This is a genomic window from Streptomyces sp. NPDC004629, assembly GCF_042873595.1.
Classification (GTDB): domain Bacteria; phylum Actinomycetota; class Actinomycetes; order Streptomycetales; family Streptomycetaceae; genus Streptomyces.
Map to the genome: position 1 here is coordinate 71,902 of NZ_JBIALO010000016.1, position 15,480 is coordinate 87,381.

The window sequence follows — 15,480 nt, forward strand, 5'->3', positions numbered from 1 at the left end:
CGGGCCCGGTCCCCGCCGGGCCTCAGGCGCGCTGGCCGAACAGCTCCCGCAGCACGTCCTCCATCGTCACCAGACCGGCCAGCCGCCCGTCGGCCCCGATGACGGCCGCCAGATGCGTACGGCTGCCCCGCATCGCGGTGAGCACGTCGTCCAGCGGTGTGCTCTCCCGCACGCGTGCGACGGGCCGCATGTCCCGCAGCCGCAGCGGCATGTCCTGCGGCGAGGCGTCCAACGCGTCCTTGACGTGCAGATAGCCGACGATGCGGCGCCCCTCGTCCACCACCGGGAAGCGGGAGAAGCCCGACTGCGCGGACAACTGCTCCAGTTGTTCGGGGGTGACGCCCACGCGCGCGTAGACCACGTCGGCCAGCGGGACCACCACGTCGCGCACCGGACGCCGGCCCAGCTCCAGGGCGTCGTGCAGCCGCTCCTGCGCCCGGTCGTCGATCAGGCCCGCCGCGCCGGCGTCCTTCACGATCTGGGCCAGTTCCGCGTCCGAGAACGTCGCCGTGACCTCGTCCTTCGCCTCGACTCTGAGCAGCTTGAGCAGCGCGTTCGCGAAGGCGTTGACCGTGAAGATCACCGGGCGCAGCGCCCGGGACAGCGCGACCAGGGGTGGGCCGAGCAGCAGCGCGCTGCGCACGGGTTCGGCGAGGGCGATGTTCTTGGGCACCATCTCGCCGAGCAGCATGTGCAGATACGTCGCCAGCGCCAGCGCGATCACGAAGGACACGGCGTGGCCCGCGCCCTTGGGCACACCCACCGCGTGGAAGACCGGCTCCAGCAGGTGGGCGATGGCGGGCTCCGCGACCACGCCCAGGACCAGCGTGCACAGGGTGATGCCCAGCTGGGCGGCGGCCATCAGCACGGACACGTGCTCCAGGCCCCACAGCACGATCTTCGCGCGCCGTTCGCCCGACTCGGCGTGCGGTTCGATCTGCGAGCGCCGCACGGAGATCAGGGCGAACTCGGCACCCACGAAGAAGGCGTTGACGACGAGGGTCGCAAGACCGATCAGCAGCTGTACGGCGGTCACTTCTCGTCCTCCGCGCTCGGGGCGGTCACGGTGTCGAGCGGCGCGTGCAGCCGCACCCGGGCGGCCCGGTGCCCGGCGGCGTCGACCACGTCGAGCCGCCACCCGGCGACCTCGACGCGGTCACCGACCGCGGGAATCCGGCCCAGCTCGGTGGCGACCAGACCGGCCAGGGTCTCGTACGGACCCTCGGGCGCCCGCAGGCCCACGCGGGCGAGCTGGTCGGTGCGGGTGGCGCCGTCGGCCGAGTAGACGGCCCTGCCCTCCTCGTCGGCCCCGGCGGGGGCGAGGTCGGGTGTCTCGTGCGGGTCGTGCTCGTCCCGGACATCGCCGACGACCTCCTCGACGATGTCCTCCAGGGTCGCCACGCCCGCCGTACCGCCGTACTCGTCGATGACGACCGCCATCGTGCGCTTGCCGGACAACCGGTACAGCAGCCGGTCGACGGTCAGCGACTCGGGCACGAGCAGCGGCTCGCGCATCACCTGCGCGACCCCGCAACGGGCCCGCTCCTGGCCGGGCACCGCCAGCACGTCCTTGATGTGTGCGACCCCGACCACCGTGTCCAGGCCGCCGCGGTAGACCGGGAACCGCGACAGCCCGGTCGCCCGGGTCGCGTTGGCCACGTCCTCGCAGGTCGCCTGGACGTCGAGGGCGACGACCTGGACCCGCGGGGTCATCACGTTCTCCGCGGTGAGGTCGGCGAGGTTCAGGGTCCGTACGAACAGTTCGGCGGTGTCCGCCTCCAGGGCGCCCTCCTTGGCGGAGTGGCGGGCCAGCGCCGCCAGCTCCTGCGGTCCGCGCGCGGAGGCCAGTTCCTCGGCCGGCTCCACGCCGAAGCGGCGCACCACGCGGTTGGCGGTGTTGTTCAGGTGCGTGATGAAGGGGCGGAAGGCGGCGCTGAACCAACGCTGCGGACTGCCCACCCGCCTGGCCACGGCCAACGGCGAGGAGATCGCCCAGTTCTTGGGCACCAGCTCGCCGACGACCATCAGGAACACGGTGGACAGCGCGGTGCCGATGACCAGCGCGATCGAGCCGGACGCGGAGGACGGGACGCCGAGGGCCCGGAGCGGGCCCGCGATCAGCCGGGCGATGGACGGTTCGGAGAGCATGCCGACCACCAGGTTGGTGACCGTGATGCCGAGCTGCGCGCCGGAGAGCTGGAACGTCAGGTTCCGTACGGCCTTGAGGGCGCCGGCCGCGCCGCGCTCGCCGCGCTCGGCGGCGCGCTCCAGTTCGCCGCGTTCCACCGTGGTCAGCGAGAACTCGGCGGCGACGAAGGCACCGCAGGCGAGCGAGAGCAGGACCGCCACCAGCAGGAGGAGCACTTCGGTCATCGGTTCACCCCCGTCCCATGATCGGCCAGGGCGGGGTGGATCGCGCGACGTCGCGGACTGGGAGGCTCGTCCATGGGTGGACGCTCACACCTTTCGTCACCGGGGCACGGGGGCCGGTCGGCCCCATGATCCTTCAATAGTAAAGGAGGGGCAAAAGATGTGGCGGCGCGGGAAGCCCCGGCCGCCGCCCGCGCCCTCGGCTTTCCGCTGGGTACCCGGCGGCCTGACGTGCATGCGCGTGGACCGGGGCCGATCGTGCATGCCGCGCGGACCGGGGTCGGTCGTGCATGCCGCGTGGACCGGGGCGGCCGGGTCCGTCCTCACCCGGGCCCGAGACGCGTACTCACAGGGGTTTGACCCAGCGCCGCCAGTGGTCCTCGCGGTGGTAGCCGGCCGCGCCCCAGGCGTGGTGGGCCCGCTCGTTGGCCTCCAGGACCATGGCGTCGACCCGCCGTCCGCCGAGGGCGGCGAAGCGCTGTTCGGCCGCTTCGAGCAGGGCGGTGGCGATGCCCTGCCGACGGTGCGCCGGGTGCACGGCAAGCCGGTACGCGGAGCACCGCCATCCGTCGAAGCCGGCTATCACCGTGCCGGCGAGGACCCCGAGGCGCTCCGCGAGGAGCAGCGCCTCGGGGTCCCGTGCGATGAGGCGGCCGACTCCGTCGTGGTCGTCGCTGATGCTGGTGCCTTCCGCGGCCTCGCGCCAGAACCGCAGCACGCCGTCGATGTCGGCGGGGACGGCACAGCGGATGTGGAGATCACTCATGCGGCGAGCCAAGCAGAGCGCCCGCCCGACTGGCGAACGGTTTCCGCGGGCGCGCTGCCCGCGCAGTGAGATGAGATGAAGCAAAGGAGAACGTTGTGCGTCCGACAGATGAGAGATGTGGTAACTCTCTGTCACGGCGTGCGTGATTTATTCTTTCCTGCCCCGATGGCGCGGAAGGCGTGGACGTAGCGTGAGCCGTCCGTGGGTCACAAGGCCCGAGGTTGTCTCATGAGGGATGGCTTAGCCCTGATGCACGCTGTGCACGGCAGCTCGTCGACATCCACCGGCGGCGTCGCACTCGCCGAGCGTTCTCCCCGGCCGGCCTCCGCGTCGAAGCACGCGGCCGCCGGGCGTGGCCGCCCTCGGCTCTACGTCGTCGACGGCATCCGCCTGGTCGCCGCCCTGATGGTGGTCGTGCACCACTACGCCGGCACCAAGCGGGCCGACCAGCCGGGCAACGCGATCTGGGACCGGCCGGTGTCCGATCTGATGCCCACGGTGTTCCGGTTCGCCTCCTTCGGCTGGATCGGCGTCGAGATCTTCTTCGTGATCAGCGGCTTCGTCATCTGCATGTCCTGCTGGGGCCGCACCCCGCGGCAGTTCTTCGTCTCGCGGGTGATCCGCCTGTACCCCGCCTACTGGTTCGGCGTCGTCTTCACCACGGGCGTGCTGGTGGCGCTGCCCGGCGTGTGGGACCGGCTCGCGATGCGCGACGTCCTGTTCAACCTCACGATGCTGCAGGCCGGTTCGGGCGTGCCGAACGTCGATCCCGTCTACTGGACGCTCTGGTCGGAGCTGCGCTTCTACCTCCTCTTCCTGGTCGTCGTCGCCATGGGACTCACCTACCGCAGGGTCGTGGTGTTCTGCTGTGTGTGGGGCGCGGCGGCGATGCTCGCACCGGTCGCCAAGCTCCCGCTGCTGAATCTGGTGGCCGACCCGAGCGGCGCCTGGTACTTCATCGCCGGCCTCGCCCTCTACCTCATGCACCGCTTCGGCCAGGACCTGATGCTGTGGGGCATCCTGGCCATGGCGTGGCTGATGGGCCAGCGGGAGCTGGGGATGCGGGTGGAGTACGAGGGTGTCTCCAGCTGGCGCGGAGCCGTACTGATCTTCACCGTGTTCATGCTGGTCATGGTGGCCGTCGCACTCGGCCTCACCGACCGCATCCGCTGGAAGTGGCTGGTCACCGCCGGCTTCCTGACCTACCCGCTCTATCTGATGCACTACGTGGCCGGTACGACGCTGATCCACCGCCTGCGCGACACGATGGACGTCCGGCTGGTCGTCGCCGTCGTGATCGCGGCCTTCCTGGCGCTGAGCTGGCTGGTGCACCGGTTCGTCGAGCGCCCGGTCGCCCGGACCCTGAAGAGCGGACTCGACGCCTCGTTCGCAAGGGCCGCCCGCTAGGCGCATCGCGCACGAGCGTCGCCGACGGCCCCGGGACGCCGGCGGCTCGGCCCGTGGGCGGGCGGAACACGCTCATCTGCCTGCCCGAGGGGACCGGTAGCCGGACGGCCCGAGGGGACCGGTAGCCGGACGGCGATCGAAAAGGCCGCCGCGGCGCTCGGCCCGAAGCCGCCACCGCCCTGGAGGCGAGCGCCCCGGCGGCGGTGATGTCTCCGTCCCGGGTCGGGCCCCCGATACCGGTGTAACGGCCAATCTCCGGGGCGGCCCGCTTGCCGCCGCTAGCAGTCCGGCGCTAGCGTCAGGGGTATGGCCAAGACCCAGCTGAACGTGCGGGTGGACGAGGGCACCGCCCGGGCCGCCCGCGAGCGCGCCCAGGCCCGCGGCATGAGCGTCAACCGCTACATCGAAGAGCTGGTCCGGCAGGACACCGGGGAGACCGGCCGCACCTTCGTGGAGGCCGCCGCCGACTTCATGAAGCAGTACGAGGGCGTGTTCGCGGAGGAGTTCGGCGAGGACCGCGGCACCGGCCGGAGCGAAGGCCGGCGCTGATCCTTTGAACGACCTGAGCATCGATCTCGCCTGGCTCCTGATGCTCGCGGAGCAGAAGACACCGGGCGACCCCCAGGTCACCGACTGGGGCGCGCTGGTCGCCGCGGTCGCCCGGCACCGGGCGGAGATATTCGACGTCCCCGTCTACGAGGGCCCGCACGCCCGCGCCGCCGCCCTGCTCCAACTGCTGATCCACGTGCCCGCGCTGGAGCGCTCCAACGCCCTGTTCGCCTCCGCCGTCGCCTACGCCTATCTCGTCGCCAGCGGCCTCAAGGTCACCACCTCGCCGGAACAGGTCCGCGATCTGGCCCGGCTGGTCAAGGACGGGGAGGCGTCGGTGTCCGACATCGCACGTCAGCTGCACCAGTGGACCCTGTGACCCTCCCCGGCCGACGCCCGCCCTTGCCCGCCGTACGCGAGCGCCGCTCCGTCACCGTGGTGGGCCCGCGGGGGGAGCCTCCCGGGTCTGGAAGGACATCGCGTTCCATGTGCCCTCAAGGCGGGGGGACAGCCACGTCGGGGCCGCCCTGCGGAACTCGGGCGGGGGCAGGGCGCCGGCCCCGGCCGGCAGGGCACCGAGCAGCGGAGCGCCGGCCACCTCCGGCAGGTCTGCGAGATTGCACCGCGCGGCAAGATCGGCGGACCGGGGCCAGCTGCCGATCACCACCCCCAGCAACTCGATGGCCCGCAAGCGCAGTTCACGCGCCGTCAGCTCGGTCGTGTTCAGCGTGCCCAGACCGGCCGACGCGACCAGCAGCACCGGCGCCGCCAGCAGCCGGGCCACGTCCGCCAGGGTGCCGCCCGCCGCGTCGAACCGCACGAGCAGCCCGCCCGCGCCCTCGACCAGCACCAGATCGTGCTCGGTGGCCAGCTTGGCCGCGGCGTCGGCGACCTCGTACGGACGCACGGGGGCGAGGCCGGCCCGTCTGGCCGCCGTCCACGGCGCCAACGGCTCCGGATAGCGGGCCAGTTCGGCCGCCGTCACCGGGCCCGCGAGCCGCGCCACCTCGTCCGCGTCCCCGCGCTCGCCCGGCCCCACCCCCGTCTGCGCCGCCTTGAGCACGGCCACCGACCGGCCGGCCGCCAGCGCGGCGGCGGCCACCGCCGCGGTCGTGACCGTCTTGCCGACCTCCGTGCCCGTGCCCGTGATCACCAGAACCGGCATCTCATCCCTCCCGAGCCGCCGCGCACACCGCACCGGCGATCCGTGCCACGTCCTCGTCACCGGTGACATACGGCGGCATCGTGTACACCAGATCGCGGAACGGCCGCAGCCACACGCCCGCGCGCACGGCCGCCGCGGTGGCCGCCGCCAGGTCCACCTCGTGGTCGAGCTGCACCACGCCGATGGCGCCCTGGACCCGTACGTCACGCACCCCGGGCAGGTCCGAGGCCGGGGCGAGACCGGCCCGCAGGCCCGTCTCGATCCGCTTGACCTCCGCGCGCCAGTCCTGCCCCAGCAGCAGCTCGATCGATGCGCAGGCGACGGCCGCGGCCAGCGGATTGCCCATGAACGTCGGGCCGTGCGCGAGGACCGGGACCTCGCCCCGGGAGATCCCCTGTGCCACCCGTGCGGTGCACAACGTCGCCGCCATCGTCAGATACCCGCCGGTCAGCGCCTTGCCCACGCACATCACATCCGGCGTCACCGCCGCGTGCTCCGCGGCGAACAACGTGCCCGTCCGGCCGAATCCGGTCGCGATCTCGTCGAACACCAGCAGCACGTCATGCGCGTCGCACGCCTCGCGCAGCACCCGCAGATAGCCGGGCGAGTGGAACCGCATCCCGCCCGCGCCCTGTACCACCGGCTCCACGATCACGGCGGCCAGCTCGTCCGCGTGCCGCCCGATCAGCTCGCGCAACTGCTCGGCGTACGCCTCCTCGTACCCGGCCGGCGGCGGGTCCGCGAAGACCTGGCGCGGCAGCACCCCGGCCCACAGCCCGTGCATCCCGCCCTCGGGGTCGCACACGGACATCGGCTGCCAGGTGTCGCCGTGGTAGCCACCCCCCCAGGTCAGCAGCCGGCGCTTCAGGGGGCGGCCGAGCGAGCGCCAGTACTGCAGGCACATCTTGACCGCGACCTCGACCGAGACCGAGCCGGAGTCGGCGAGGAAGACATGCTCAAGCCCGTTGGGCGACATATCGACAAGGAGCTTCGCGAGCCGGACGGCGGGCTCGTGCGTGAGCCCGCCGAACATCACATGGCTCATCCGCTCCAACTGGCCCCGCGCGGCCTCGTTGAGCACCGGGTGGTTGTAGCCGTGGATCGCCGACCACCAGGACGCCATGCCGTCGACCAACTCGCCCGAGCCACCGGCCAGTCGCAGCCGGACCCCGCTCGCCGACGCCACGACGAGCGGTTCGGCGCGCCCGGGCATCGGGCCGTACGGATGCCACACATGCCGCCGGTCCAGTTCCAGCAGCGCGGGGACGTCGAGATCAGGCATTGGGCGCGAGGTCCGTTCCGGGGCCCCGGCGGCGGACGGCGACCAGATCGGTGCGCGCCTCGCCCTCCCTCGGCGCGGAGACGGCCGCACCGCACGCGTCCCCGCCCTCGTGCGCCCGGCAGCCCTGCTCGGTGTCCGGCCCGCAGCCCGGCTCGGCGTGCGACCCGCAGCCGCCCGCTCCCGCCGCCCGGTGCTCCGGCAGCGTCACCTCCTCGGCGCCCTCCACCACGAACCCGGCGTCCGCGATCATCTCCAGGTCGGCCTTGCCCGCCTGCCCCTCGCTGGTGAGGTAGTCGCCGAGGAAGACGGAGTTGGCCAGGTGCAGCGCGAGCGGTTGCAGGCTCCGCAGATGCACCTCGCGACCGCCGGCGACGCGGACCTCGACGTCGGGGCAGACGAACCGGACCATCGCGAGGATGCGCAGACAGTGCTGCGGCGTCAGATGCCACTCCTTCGCCAGCGGGGTGCCCTCGAAGGGGATCAGGAAGTTCACCGGCACCGAGTCCGGGTCCAGCTCGCGCAGCGCGAGGACCACGTCGACCAGGTCCGCGTCGCTCTCGCCCATGCCCGCGATCAGCCCGGAGCACGGGGACAGCCCCGCCGCGTGCGCCTTGTGCACCGTGTCCACCCGATCGGCGTACGTGTGCGTCGTCGTGATGTCCGCGTACGTTGCCTCGGAGGTGTTGAGGTTGTGGTTGTAGGCGTCGGCGCCGGCCGTGCGCAGCCGCTCGGCCTGGCCGTCGGAGAGCAGACCGAGACACGCGCAGACCTCGACGCCCTCGTTGCGTTCCTTGATGGTCCTGATCGTCTCGGAGACCCGGTCCACGTCCCGGTCCGTCGGGCCCCGGCCGCTGGCCACCAGGCACACCCGCTTGGCACCGCCGGCCAGGCCCGCGGCGGCGGCCTCGGACGCCTCGTCGGGCTTGAGCCAGGTGTACTTGAGGATGCCGGCCGTCGAACCCAACCGCTGCGAGCAGTAGGAGCAGTCCTCGGGACACAGGCCGGACTTGAGATTGACCAGGTAGTTGAGTTTCACGCGCCGGCCGAACCAGTGCCGGCGCACCCGGCCGGCCGCGGCCACCACGTCGAGCAGGTCGTCGTCGGAGGTGGCCAGCACGGCGAGTGCCTCGTCGCGGGTCGGCGGCTCGCGCCGCAGGCCCTTGTCCACGAGCGTGTTCAGGAGGTCCATGGGGTCCGATCCTGCCCTGCGGGAGCGGTCCGGGCCAAGGAGGCTTCATACAACGCGGACGGTTCGACGTGTGGGTATCGCCACACAATGGACGGCAGACAGCGCGGCTAGGGTCTGTTCACTGCCTACAAATCCCCGGAGGAGCCATGGCGTTCGGCTGGATCGACGAGCAGGCGGAGCTGCGCCGCCGGGCCGGACTCGTACGCGTGCTGCGCCCCCGTGCCGCCGACTCGCCGCTCCTCGACCTCGCGAGCAACGACTACCTGGGCCTGGCCCGGCACCCCGAGGTCGCCGCGGGCGCCGCCGACGCCGCGCGCACCTGGGGCGGCGGCGCCACCGGCTCGCGACTGGTCACCGGCACCACGGAGCTGCACGGCGAACTGGAGCGCGAGCTGGCCGCCTTCTGCGGCTTCGAGGCGGCCCTGGTCTTCTCCTCCGGATACGCCGCGAATCTCGCCGCGGTCACCGCACTGGGACCGCACGGCTGCCTGATCGTCTCCGACGCGGGCAACCACGCGTCCCTCATCGACGGCTGCCGGCTGGCCCGCGGCGTCACCCAGGTGGTCGGGCACGCCCACCCGGACGCGGTGCGCAAGGCGCTGGGCCCGCACCGGGGGCCCGCGGTCGTCGTCTCCGACACGGTCTTCTCGGTCGACGGGGACGCCGCGCCGCTCGCGGCCCTCGCCGAGGCGTGCCGGGAGCACGGTGCGGGCCTGCTGGTGGACGACGCCCACGGGCTGGGCGTGCTGGGGGACGGCGGCCGGGGAGCCCCGCACGCGGCCGGTCTCGCGGGCGCCGACGACGTCATCGTCACGGCCACGCTGTCCAAGTCGCTCGGCAGTCAGGGCGGCGCCGTGCTCGGCCCCGCGCGGGTGATCGACCACCTGGTCAACGCGGCCCGCACCTTCATCTTCGACACCGGCCTCGCGCCCGCGGCGGCGGGCGCGGCGCTCGCGGCCCTGCGCCTGCTGCGCCGCGAACCGCAGCGGGCGGCACGCGCGCGTGCGGTCGCCGCCGAACTGCACGCACGGCTGACCGCGGCGGGCCTCCAGGCGGTGCGCCCGGACGCCGCGGTCGTCTCCGTGCGCGCGCCGTCCCCGGAGGAGGCCGTCCGCTGGGCGGCGGGCTGCCGTGCGGACGGCCTCGCCGTGGGCTGTTTCCGTCCGCCTTCCGTGCCCGACGGTGTCTCACGGCTCAGGCTCACCGCCCGTGCGGACCTCTCCGGGGCGGAGATCGAACGCGCTGTACGGGTGATCGGCGGGGCGCGACCATGAGTCGGCGTGACACGGCCGTGCGCCGCCCGTGCGGAATCGGTCAGTAGCGGTCGGTCGGACGGGGCGGTACGGGGATCAACGCAGCGCGGCGACGAAGTCCGCCCAGCTCTCTGGGGAGAAGAGCAGCGCGGGCCCGGTCGGGTCCTTGGAGTCGCGTACGGCGAGCAGTCCGGTCCGTGGACCGGAGCGCGGCCGTGCCGTCTCCACGCAGTTGTTTGCTCCCGTGCTGTAACTGCTGCGCAGCCAGCGCACAGCGAGCAGTTCGGCAGTGGAAGGTACGTTCCGAGGCAGTGCGGTCATGGTGCCTCCTTACGCGCCGTCACCTATCCCGGCGATGTAATCCAACGAGTCCTCGGGCGAAAGGGCGTGGATCTGAAGGGTGTTGAAGGCCTCTGTGTAGGCCTGGAGGTCTTCTTTCCGTTCGAGGTAGAGGCTACTCGTCAACTGGTCAAGAACAACGACATCCAGATCAGAAGTGTTCCGAAATGAGAAGATAACGAAAGGCCCGGTGATGCCGATGTGCGCTCCGGCGGTGAAAGGCAGCACCTGGAGCCTCACCTGCGGCAGCCGCGCCGCCTCGATCAGCCGTTCCAACTGCCGTGCCATGACGCCCGGTCCGCCGACCTCCCGGCGCAGCACCGCCTCGTCCAGCACGGCGCTCAGCTCCAGCGGCGGCTGCGAGCGCAGCACGTCCTGCCGGGCGAGCCGCACCGCCACCAGCGCGTCCAGCCGGTCCTCGTCGAGGGCGTCCACCGCGGCCCGGGTCACCGCGCGGGCGTACTCGGGCGTCTGCAGCAGCCCGGGCACCACCGACGTCTCCAGCGTGCGCATCCCGCTGGCCTGCGACTCCAGGCTGATGAAATCCCGGTAGGTGGGCGGCAGCACCCCGCGGTAGGCGTGCCACCAGCGGTGTCGGTCGCCGACGTCCTCGGACCCCGCCAACACCAGCAGTAACTCCCGCAGTTGGGCGTCCCGCACGTCGTACGCGTCGAGCAGCAACCGCACATCGGTCGGTTTCACGCCACTCGCGCCCGTCTCGACGCGGCTCACCTTCGACTGGTGCCAGCCCACCAACCGGGCCGCCTCACCGCTCGTGAGACCGACGCCGGTGCGCAGGGCACGCAGTTCGGCGCCCAATTTCCGGCGGCGTACCGCGGGACCGTGCTGCATGGGCAACTCCTTACTCCTTACGAGCCGCCCAAATACGGTCTGCCGTCGCAGAGTTCACCGCTTCGAGCGACAGATATATGCATATCTTGGTGGATGCCCCGCGTGACCGGCGCGCTGATGGCAGGCTGGCGACGAAGCACCAGTCCGGGACCGTACTCGAACCATCCGCTCCGTGTCGGACTGCGGTCCCGTGGGAAAGGGACGACATCGCCATGGCAGACCATCTGGAAGCATCCATCACTCTGCCGAGCGATCCCGCCTCGGTCTCCGCGGCCCGCGCGCACGTGCTGAGCACCCTCGTGGAGTGGGGCCTGCCGTCGGACACGGACGCCGCCGAGACGATCCGCCTCATCGTCTCCGAGCTGGCCACCAACGCCGTGCAGCACACCTTCGGCCAGTCACCGACCTTCACGGTCGCCCTCGTACTCGATCGTGACGCACAGCTGCGCATCGGCGTCACCGACAGTCATCCGCGCTTCCCGAAGAGACTCCCCGCGGCCGTCCAGCAGGACAACGGCCGCGGCATGGTCATCATCCGCTGGCTCACCGCCGAATGCGGCGGCAAGCTGCGCGTCCGGCCCACCCGTGAGGGCGGCAAGACCGTCACCGTGGAACTGCCCTGGACGGTGCCGGCCCACCCGGTGACGGCGGTGGGCCGGCAGGAGCCGTAGTCCCTCGGGCATGGCGCGGGCCGTGGCCCGCCTGACGTCCGGTCAGCCCCGGCCGGGTATGCGGGGGCGGCGGCGCGGCAGGGGCGGCGGCACCCGCTCCGCCGGGTCAGCCGACCCGGCCGTACCAGACGCTCCTCGTCCAGATCTTCTGAAGCCGCACCACGTCCCCGGTCTTCGGAGCGTGCCAGATCTTCCCATGACCCGCGTAGATGCCCACGTGGTAGACGCTGGAGCCCGAATGGAAGAACACCAGGTCTCCGGCCTTGCGGCTCTTGGCCGAGATGTGGCGCGTCTTGTTGTACTGCTGGGCGGCCGTGCGCGGCAGAGCCTTGCCGGCCTTCTTGAACGAGTACAGCGTGAGCCCGGAGCAGTCGAACCTGCGCGGCCCGGTGGCCCCCCACTTGTACGGGGACCCCTTCTTGGACGCCGCGATCCGCAGCGCCTTCGTCGCCGTGGTCGCGGCCTCCGCGTCGGGCGCGAGGCCAGGGGCCACGATCGAGCCGCCCACGGCGGCGATGGTCAGCGCCGAGGCCGTTCCGGCTCGGGCCATCAGCGACGGGACACGATTGAGCGCAGTCATGCGCAACCCTTCGTCAGCCGCCTGTGAAGGATGACCTGTCGGATTCGGGCTGGCGAAGTTGCCCGGCCGTGTCGCCACGGCTTCACCCCAAGGGCTGCTCGGAGCGGACCAGCGTCCGCTCCGGCGACCCGTCGTGCTCGGGTCCTCCACTCCTGCCGATCCACTCCTGTCGACCGGTCATCCGGGCGGCGGCAGGACTCGGCGTCCGCCCGGACCGCCCCGCCGTTGTGGCGGGGGCTTGTCGTCAGACAGGGATCTTCACTCACAACTGTCCGAAAATCCCAATGGAACCGGGGATGTGTGGCGTTCTTCACCACTCACCCGTTCGGCTGGACAGGGCTCCGTTCGATACCCGGCCGAGGGGGCTGCGCACCCCCGGACCAGCGCCGAAGCACCTCGACGCGACTGCCGACCATGCGCCGTACCCAACCGTCCCGGGCCCGAAAAAGGAAGCCGGGCTACGCCGAACAGGGGTAGACCATTTGGACCGTTTCGGCCCGGTCCGTGATGGATCGTCGGACACGGCGGCGCACGGGGAGCGGACGCGCCCGCGTCAGCCCACGCCGTCGGGCGGCACGGCGACCCGGGCGGTGCGCCGCTCGCCGTCCAGCACCCGCAGCGCCCGCGCCAGGGTGGCCGTGTGCACCTCGGTCTCGCCCCTCGTGTGCATCAGCGCCAGCGCGTCCCGCAACTCCCTCGCGGTGCGCACCAGCGCCTGGGCGGCCCGCAGCCCGTGGTAGGTGTGCTCGGCCCGCGCCGGATTGATCCGGCCGAGCAGGTCGACCGCCTCCAGGTAACGGTCGATCAACTCGCTCTCGGCCCGGGTCAGCGCGGGCAGCGGCGGCAGTTCCGGCGGCAGCATCCGCGGCTCACCCCGCGTCAGCCGGGCGGGCGGCCCTGCGGCTCGGGATGACCGCGTCCACCAGCCCGTACTCCAGCGCGCCGAAGGCGTCCAGGACCAGGTCCCGCTCCAGGTCCTCGTGGACCTGCTCCGGGGTGCGGCCCGTGTGGCGCGCCAGCATCTCCTCCTGGAGCGCGCGCACGCGCGCCAATTCCTCGGCCTCGATGACCAGATCGCTCGGCTGGCCGTGCACCGGCCGTGACAGCGACGGCTGCTGGAGCAGCAGCCGCGCGCCCGGCAGCGTGAACCGCTTGCCCGCGGTGCCGGCCGCGATCAGCACCGCCGCCGAGGAGCCGGCCTGCCCCAGGCAGATCGTCTCCACGTCACAGGTGATGTACCGCATCGTGTCGTAGATGGCCGTCATCGCGCTGAACGAGCCGCCGGGGGAGTTGACGTACAGCGAGATGTCCTGGTCCGGAGCGCGGTGTTCCAGGTGCATGAACTGCGCCATGACGTCGTTCGCCGCGGTGTCGTCGATCGGTGTGCCCAGGAAGACGATCCGCTCCTCGAACAGCTTCGCGTACGGATCGAGCGTGCGCACTCCCGCGCTCGTGCGTTCGGTGAACTCGGGCAGGACGTGGCGGGCGGACGGTCCGGTCATGGCATACCCCTCCTCGCGGCGAAGCCGCTTGCGGCGACGCTCTCTGTGGAAAATGTACAGGATGTACAGACCGGGGAAGGTGGGGTGCGGCGTCCTCAAGCCGGGAGGGCGTCCGGGGGAGCCCCGTAAGCTGGGGTCATGGCCTACGAGATTCCGGTGACGCAAGCCAGGGCTGAACTCGCCGACCTGATCAACCGGGTGGTGTACGGCGGTGAACGCGTCGTCGTGACGCGCCACGGCAAGCCTCTCGTCGCCCTCGTCTCCGCCGCCGACCTGGAGCGGCTCGAAGAACTCCCGGACCCCGCGGACGACCAGGTCGTCAGCTCGGTCTCCAGCGTCCGCGAGGTCGCGGGCACGCACCGTGAGCAGCGCCGCTTCGGCATCGCGGCCGAGCACCGGGGGGCCGGCGGCTCCTGACCGCGCGCCCGGCCGGGGCCGGGCACCGCACGACGACGGGGCCGTGCACCCCCCGTCCGCTACAGCGGGGATGCACGGCCGTCCGGGTGCGCCGCCGAGATCAGCCTGCGGGCGTGAGTCCGGGCTCCGGTGCGGACCGCCCGATCGGCAGGCGCGAGCGCAGCGCGGCGCCGAGCAGGACCGCGCCCAGGCCGAGCGCCGCCCACCAGGTCAGAGTGAGGACGGGGCCGGTCGCCGCCGCGCCGTCGAAGAAGGACACCGAGCGCAGCAGCGTCGCCCCCGCCCCGGGCGGCAGCCACTGACCGAGGGTGCCGACCGGCTCCGGCAGCAGTTGCGGGGCGGAGGCGGCGCCGGAGAACGGATTGCCGAGCAGCATCACCACGCCCGCACCGACCCCGAGGCCCGCGGGCCCGAGCAGCGCCGCAAGACCGGCCACGCAAGCGCTCACGGCCAGCGTGGCCAGCCCGAGCGCCCCTGCCTGCGCCCACCAGTTCCCCGTGATCACCCCGAGCCAGCTGTCCGCGATCCCGGCCGCCGCCAGGCCCACCAGCGCGGCGACGGCCAGGAGCGCGGCCACCGCACGACTCGCGCGCAGGCCCGCAAGGGTCACCGCGGAACCCGCCGCGATCCCGGCCAGGGCGAGCGGCAGCACGCTCGCCGTCAGGGCGGCCCCGCGCGGATCGTGCTCCGGAGCCGGGACGACATCGACGGTCCTGACCGGTGTGCCCGCGGCGGATCCCTGACCGGCCACCGCCTGCTGGAGCAGTTGGGCGACGACCGGACTCGCGGCCGACGCGGTCAGGAGCCGAAGGCCCCGGTCGGCGACGACCACGGCGCCGTATACGGTCCGGTCCTCGACGGCGCGCCGGGCGGCGGCCTCGTCGGCGTACCGATGGACCTCGAACGCGCCCTCGTGCCGCGCCAGTTGCCGCTCGACGCCGGCCGTGGCCGACGCCGGGCCCGCCACGCCGAGCGGAAGATCGTGCGGTGCGGTGCGGGCGGCCGGCCAGGCGAAGGCCCACAGGGCCAGGGCCGCGAGCAGGGGGACGAGCAGGACGGCCGCGAGTCGGCGGCGGGTGTGCGGCGCGGCGGACGCGGTGGGCATGGGAATCCCCTCGGATCGCGGTAAAAAGAAGGA

The 15,480-nt window shown here is 72.4% G+C and carries 18 protein-coding genes and 1 riboswitch; of the genes, 6 read left to right on the forward strand and 12 right to left on the reverse strand.

Going from position 1 to position 15,480, the window contains the following annotated elements:
• Positions 1–22 precede the first annotated feature (22 nt).
• From ACFYTE_RS24420 to ACFYTE_RS24430, 3 genes are all read right to left on the reverse strand, one after another.
• Complete coding sequence (locus tag ACFYTE_RS24420; RefSeq protein ID WP_388714109.1) at positions 23–1,036, reverse strand: hemolysin family protein; 1,014 nt, start codon at positions 1,034–1,036, stop codon at positions 23–25.
• Positions 1,033–2,373, reverse strand: a complete 1,341-nt coding sequence (locus ACFYTE_RS24425) for a hemolysin family protein (RefSeq protein ID WP_388714110.1) — start codon at positions 2,371–2,373, stop codon at positions 1,033–1,035. The genes ACFYTE_RS24420 and ACFYTE_RS24425 overlap by 4 nt, the downstream gene beginning before the upstream one ends.
• A 343-nt stretch (positions 2,374–2,716) precedes the next feature.
• On the reverse strand, positions 2,717–3,136 hold the full coding sequence (locus tag ACFYTE_RS24430; RefSeq protein ID WP_388714113.1) for a GNAT family N-acetyltransferase: 420 nt from the start codon (positions 3,134–3,136) through the stop codon (positions 2,717–2,719).
• A gap of 228 nt (positions 3,137–3,364) precedes the next feature.
• Here ACFYTE_RS24430 and ACFYTE_RS24435 point away from each other — a divergent pair, with 228 nt between their 5' ends.
• The 3 genes from ACFYTE_RS24435 to ACFYTE_RS24445 all read left to right on the forward strand — a co-directional run bounded on the left by ACFYTE_RS24435 (position 3,365) and on the right by ACFYTE_RS24445 (position 5,471).
• Entirely contained in the window at positions 3,365–4,543 is a 1,179-nt protein-coding gene (locus ACFYTE_RS24435) for an acyltransferase family protein (protein WP_388714116.1), read from the forward strand.
• Positions 4,544–4,849: 306 nt separating this feature from the next.
• Positions 4,850–5,092, forward strand: coding sequence for a toxin-antitoxin system HicB family antitoxin (locus ACFYTE_RS24440; RefSeq protein ID WP_388714119.1), 243 nt, complete (start codon positions 4,850–4,852; stop codon positions 5,090–5,092).
• 4 nt (positions 5,093–5,096) lie between these two features.
• A complete protein-coding gene (locus tag ACFYTE_RS24445; RefSeq protein ID WP_388714122.1) occupies positions 5,097–5,471 on the forward strand; it encodes a fic family toxin-antitoxin system, toxin component in 375 nt (124 codons plus the stop codon).
• A 51-nt stretch (positions 5,472–5,522) separates the two neighbouring features.
• Here ACFYTE_RS24445 and bioD read toward each other — a convergent pair whose 3' ends face one another.
• From bioD to bioB, 3 genes are read right to left on the reverse strand one after another with little or no spacing between them, the layout of a single operon-like run.
• Positions 5,523–6,257, reverse strand: a complete 735-nt coding sequence (gene bioD, locus ACFYTE_RS24450) for a dethiobiotin synthase (RefSeq protein WP_388714125.1) — start codon at positions 6,255–6,257, stop codon at positions 5,523–5,525.
• 1 nt (position 6,258) lies between these two features.
• Positions 6,259–7,539 carry an adenosylmethionine--8-amino-7-oxononanoate transaminase gene (locus ACFYTE_RS24455; RefSeq protein WP_388714128.1) on the reverse strand — a complete coding sequence of 427 codons (1,281 nt, stop codon included), beginning with the start codon at positions 7,537–7,539 and terminating at the stop codon, positions 6,259–6,261.
• Positions 7,532–8,728 carry a biotin synthase BioB gene (gene bioB / locus ACFYTE_RS24460; RefSeq protein WP_388714131.1) on the reverse strand — a complete coding sequence of 399 codons (1,197 nt, stop codon included), beginning with the start codon at positions 8,726–8,728 and terminating at the stop codon, positions 7,532–7,534. The genes ACFYTE_RS24455 and bioB overlap by 8 nt, the downstream gene beginning before the upstream one ends.
• Positions 8,729–8,874: 146 nt before the next feature.
• Between bioB and ACFYTE_RS24465 the strand changes: the two genes are divergently transcribed.
• Entirely contained in the window at positions 8,875–10,002 is a 1,128-nt protein-coding gene (locus ACFYTE_RS24465; protein WP_388714134.1) for an 8-amino-7-oxononanoate synthase, read from the forward strand.
• Positions 10,003–10,077: 75 nt separating this feature from the next.
• Here ACFYTE_RS24465 and ACFYTE_RS24470 read toward each other — a convergent pair whose 3' ends face one another.
• Together ACFYTE_RS24470 and ACFYTE_RS24475 are read right to left on the reverse strand one after the other, a co-directional pair.
• The gene (locus ACFYTE_RS24470; RefSeq protein ID WP_388714137.1) at positions 10,078–10,302 is read right to left on the reverse strand and encodes a DUF397 domain-containing protein; all 225 of its coding nucleotides are present in this window, start codon (positions 10,300–10,302) and stop codon (positions 10,078–10,080) included.
• A gap of 9 nt (positions 10,303–10,311) precedes the next feature.
• Positions 10,312–11,172, reverse strand: a complete 861-nt coding sequence (locus ACFYTE_RS24475; protein ID WP_388714139.1) for a helix-turn-helix domain-containing protein — start codon at positions 11,170–11,172, stop codon at positions 10,312–10,314.
• Positions 11,173–11,384: 212 nt separating this feature from the next.
• On the opposite strand from ACFYTE_RS24475, the gene ACFYTE_RS24480 reads away from it, so the two are divergent.
• Positions 11,385–11,843 carry an ATP-binding protein gene (locus tag ACFYTE_RS24480; RefSeq protein WP_388714142.1) on the forward strand — a complete coding sequence of 153 codons (459 nt, stop codon included), beginning with the start codon at positions 11,385–11,387 and terminating at the stop codon, positions 11,841–11,843.
• Positions 11,844–11,949: 106 nt separating this feature from the next.
• Here the strand turns inward: ACFYTE_RS24480 and ACFYTE_RS24485 are convergent, their stop codons facing one another.
• From ACFYTE_RS24485 to ACFYTE_RS24495, 3 genes are all read right to left on the reverse strand, one after another.
• Positions 11,950–12,423, reverse strand: coding sequence for a C40 family peptidase (locus ACFYTE_RS24485; RefSeq protein WP_388714145.1), 474 nt, complete (start codon positions 12,421–12,423; stop codon positions 11,950–11,952).
• A gap of 3 nt (positions 12,424–12,426) precedes the next feature.
• Positions 12,427–12,637: riboswitch (cyclic di-AMP (ydaO/yuaA leader) on the reverse strand.
• A gap of 339 nt (positions 12,638–12,976) precedes the next feature.
• Entirely contained in the window at positions 12,977–13,285 is a 309-nt protein-coding gene (locus tag ACFYTE_RS24490) for a hypothetical protein (RefSeq protein ID WP_388714148.1), read from the reverse strand.
• 7 nt (positions 13,286–13,292) lie between these two features.
• Positions 13,293–13,925: an ATP-dependent Clp protease proteolytic subunit gene (locus ACFYTE_RS24495; RefSeq protein WP_388714151.1), complete on the reverse strand. Its 633-nt coding sequence runs from the start codon at positions 13,923–13,925 to the stop codon at positions 13,293–13,295.
• A gap of 138 nt (positions 13,926–14,063) precedes the next feature.
• Here ACFYTE_RS24495 and ACFYTE_RS24500 point away from each other — a divergent pair, with 138 nt between their 5' ends.
• Positions 14,064–14,342, forward strand: a complete 279-nt coding sequence (locus ACFYTE_RS24500; protein WP_388714154.1) for a type II toxin-antitoxin system Phd/YefM family antitoxin — start codon at positions 14,064–14,066, stop codon at positions 14,340–14,342.
• Positions 14,343–14,442: 100 nt separating this feature from the next.
• Here the strand turns inward: ACFYTE_RS24500 and ACFYTE_RS24505 are convergent, their stop codons facing one another.
• Complete coding sequence (locus ACFYTE_RS24505) at positions 14,443–15,447, reverse strand: ABC transporter permease (protein ID WP_388714157.1); 1,005 nt, start codon at positions 15,445–15,447, stop codon at positions 14,443–14,445.
• Positions 15,448–15,480: the final 33 nt, after the last annotated feature.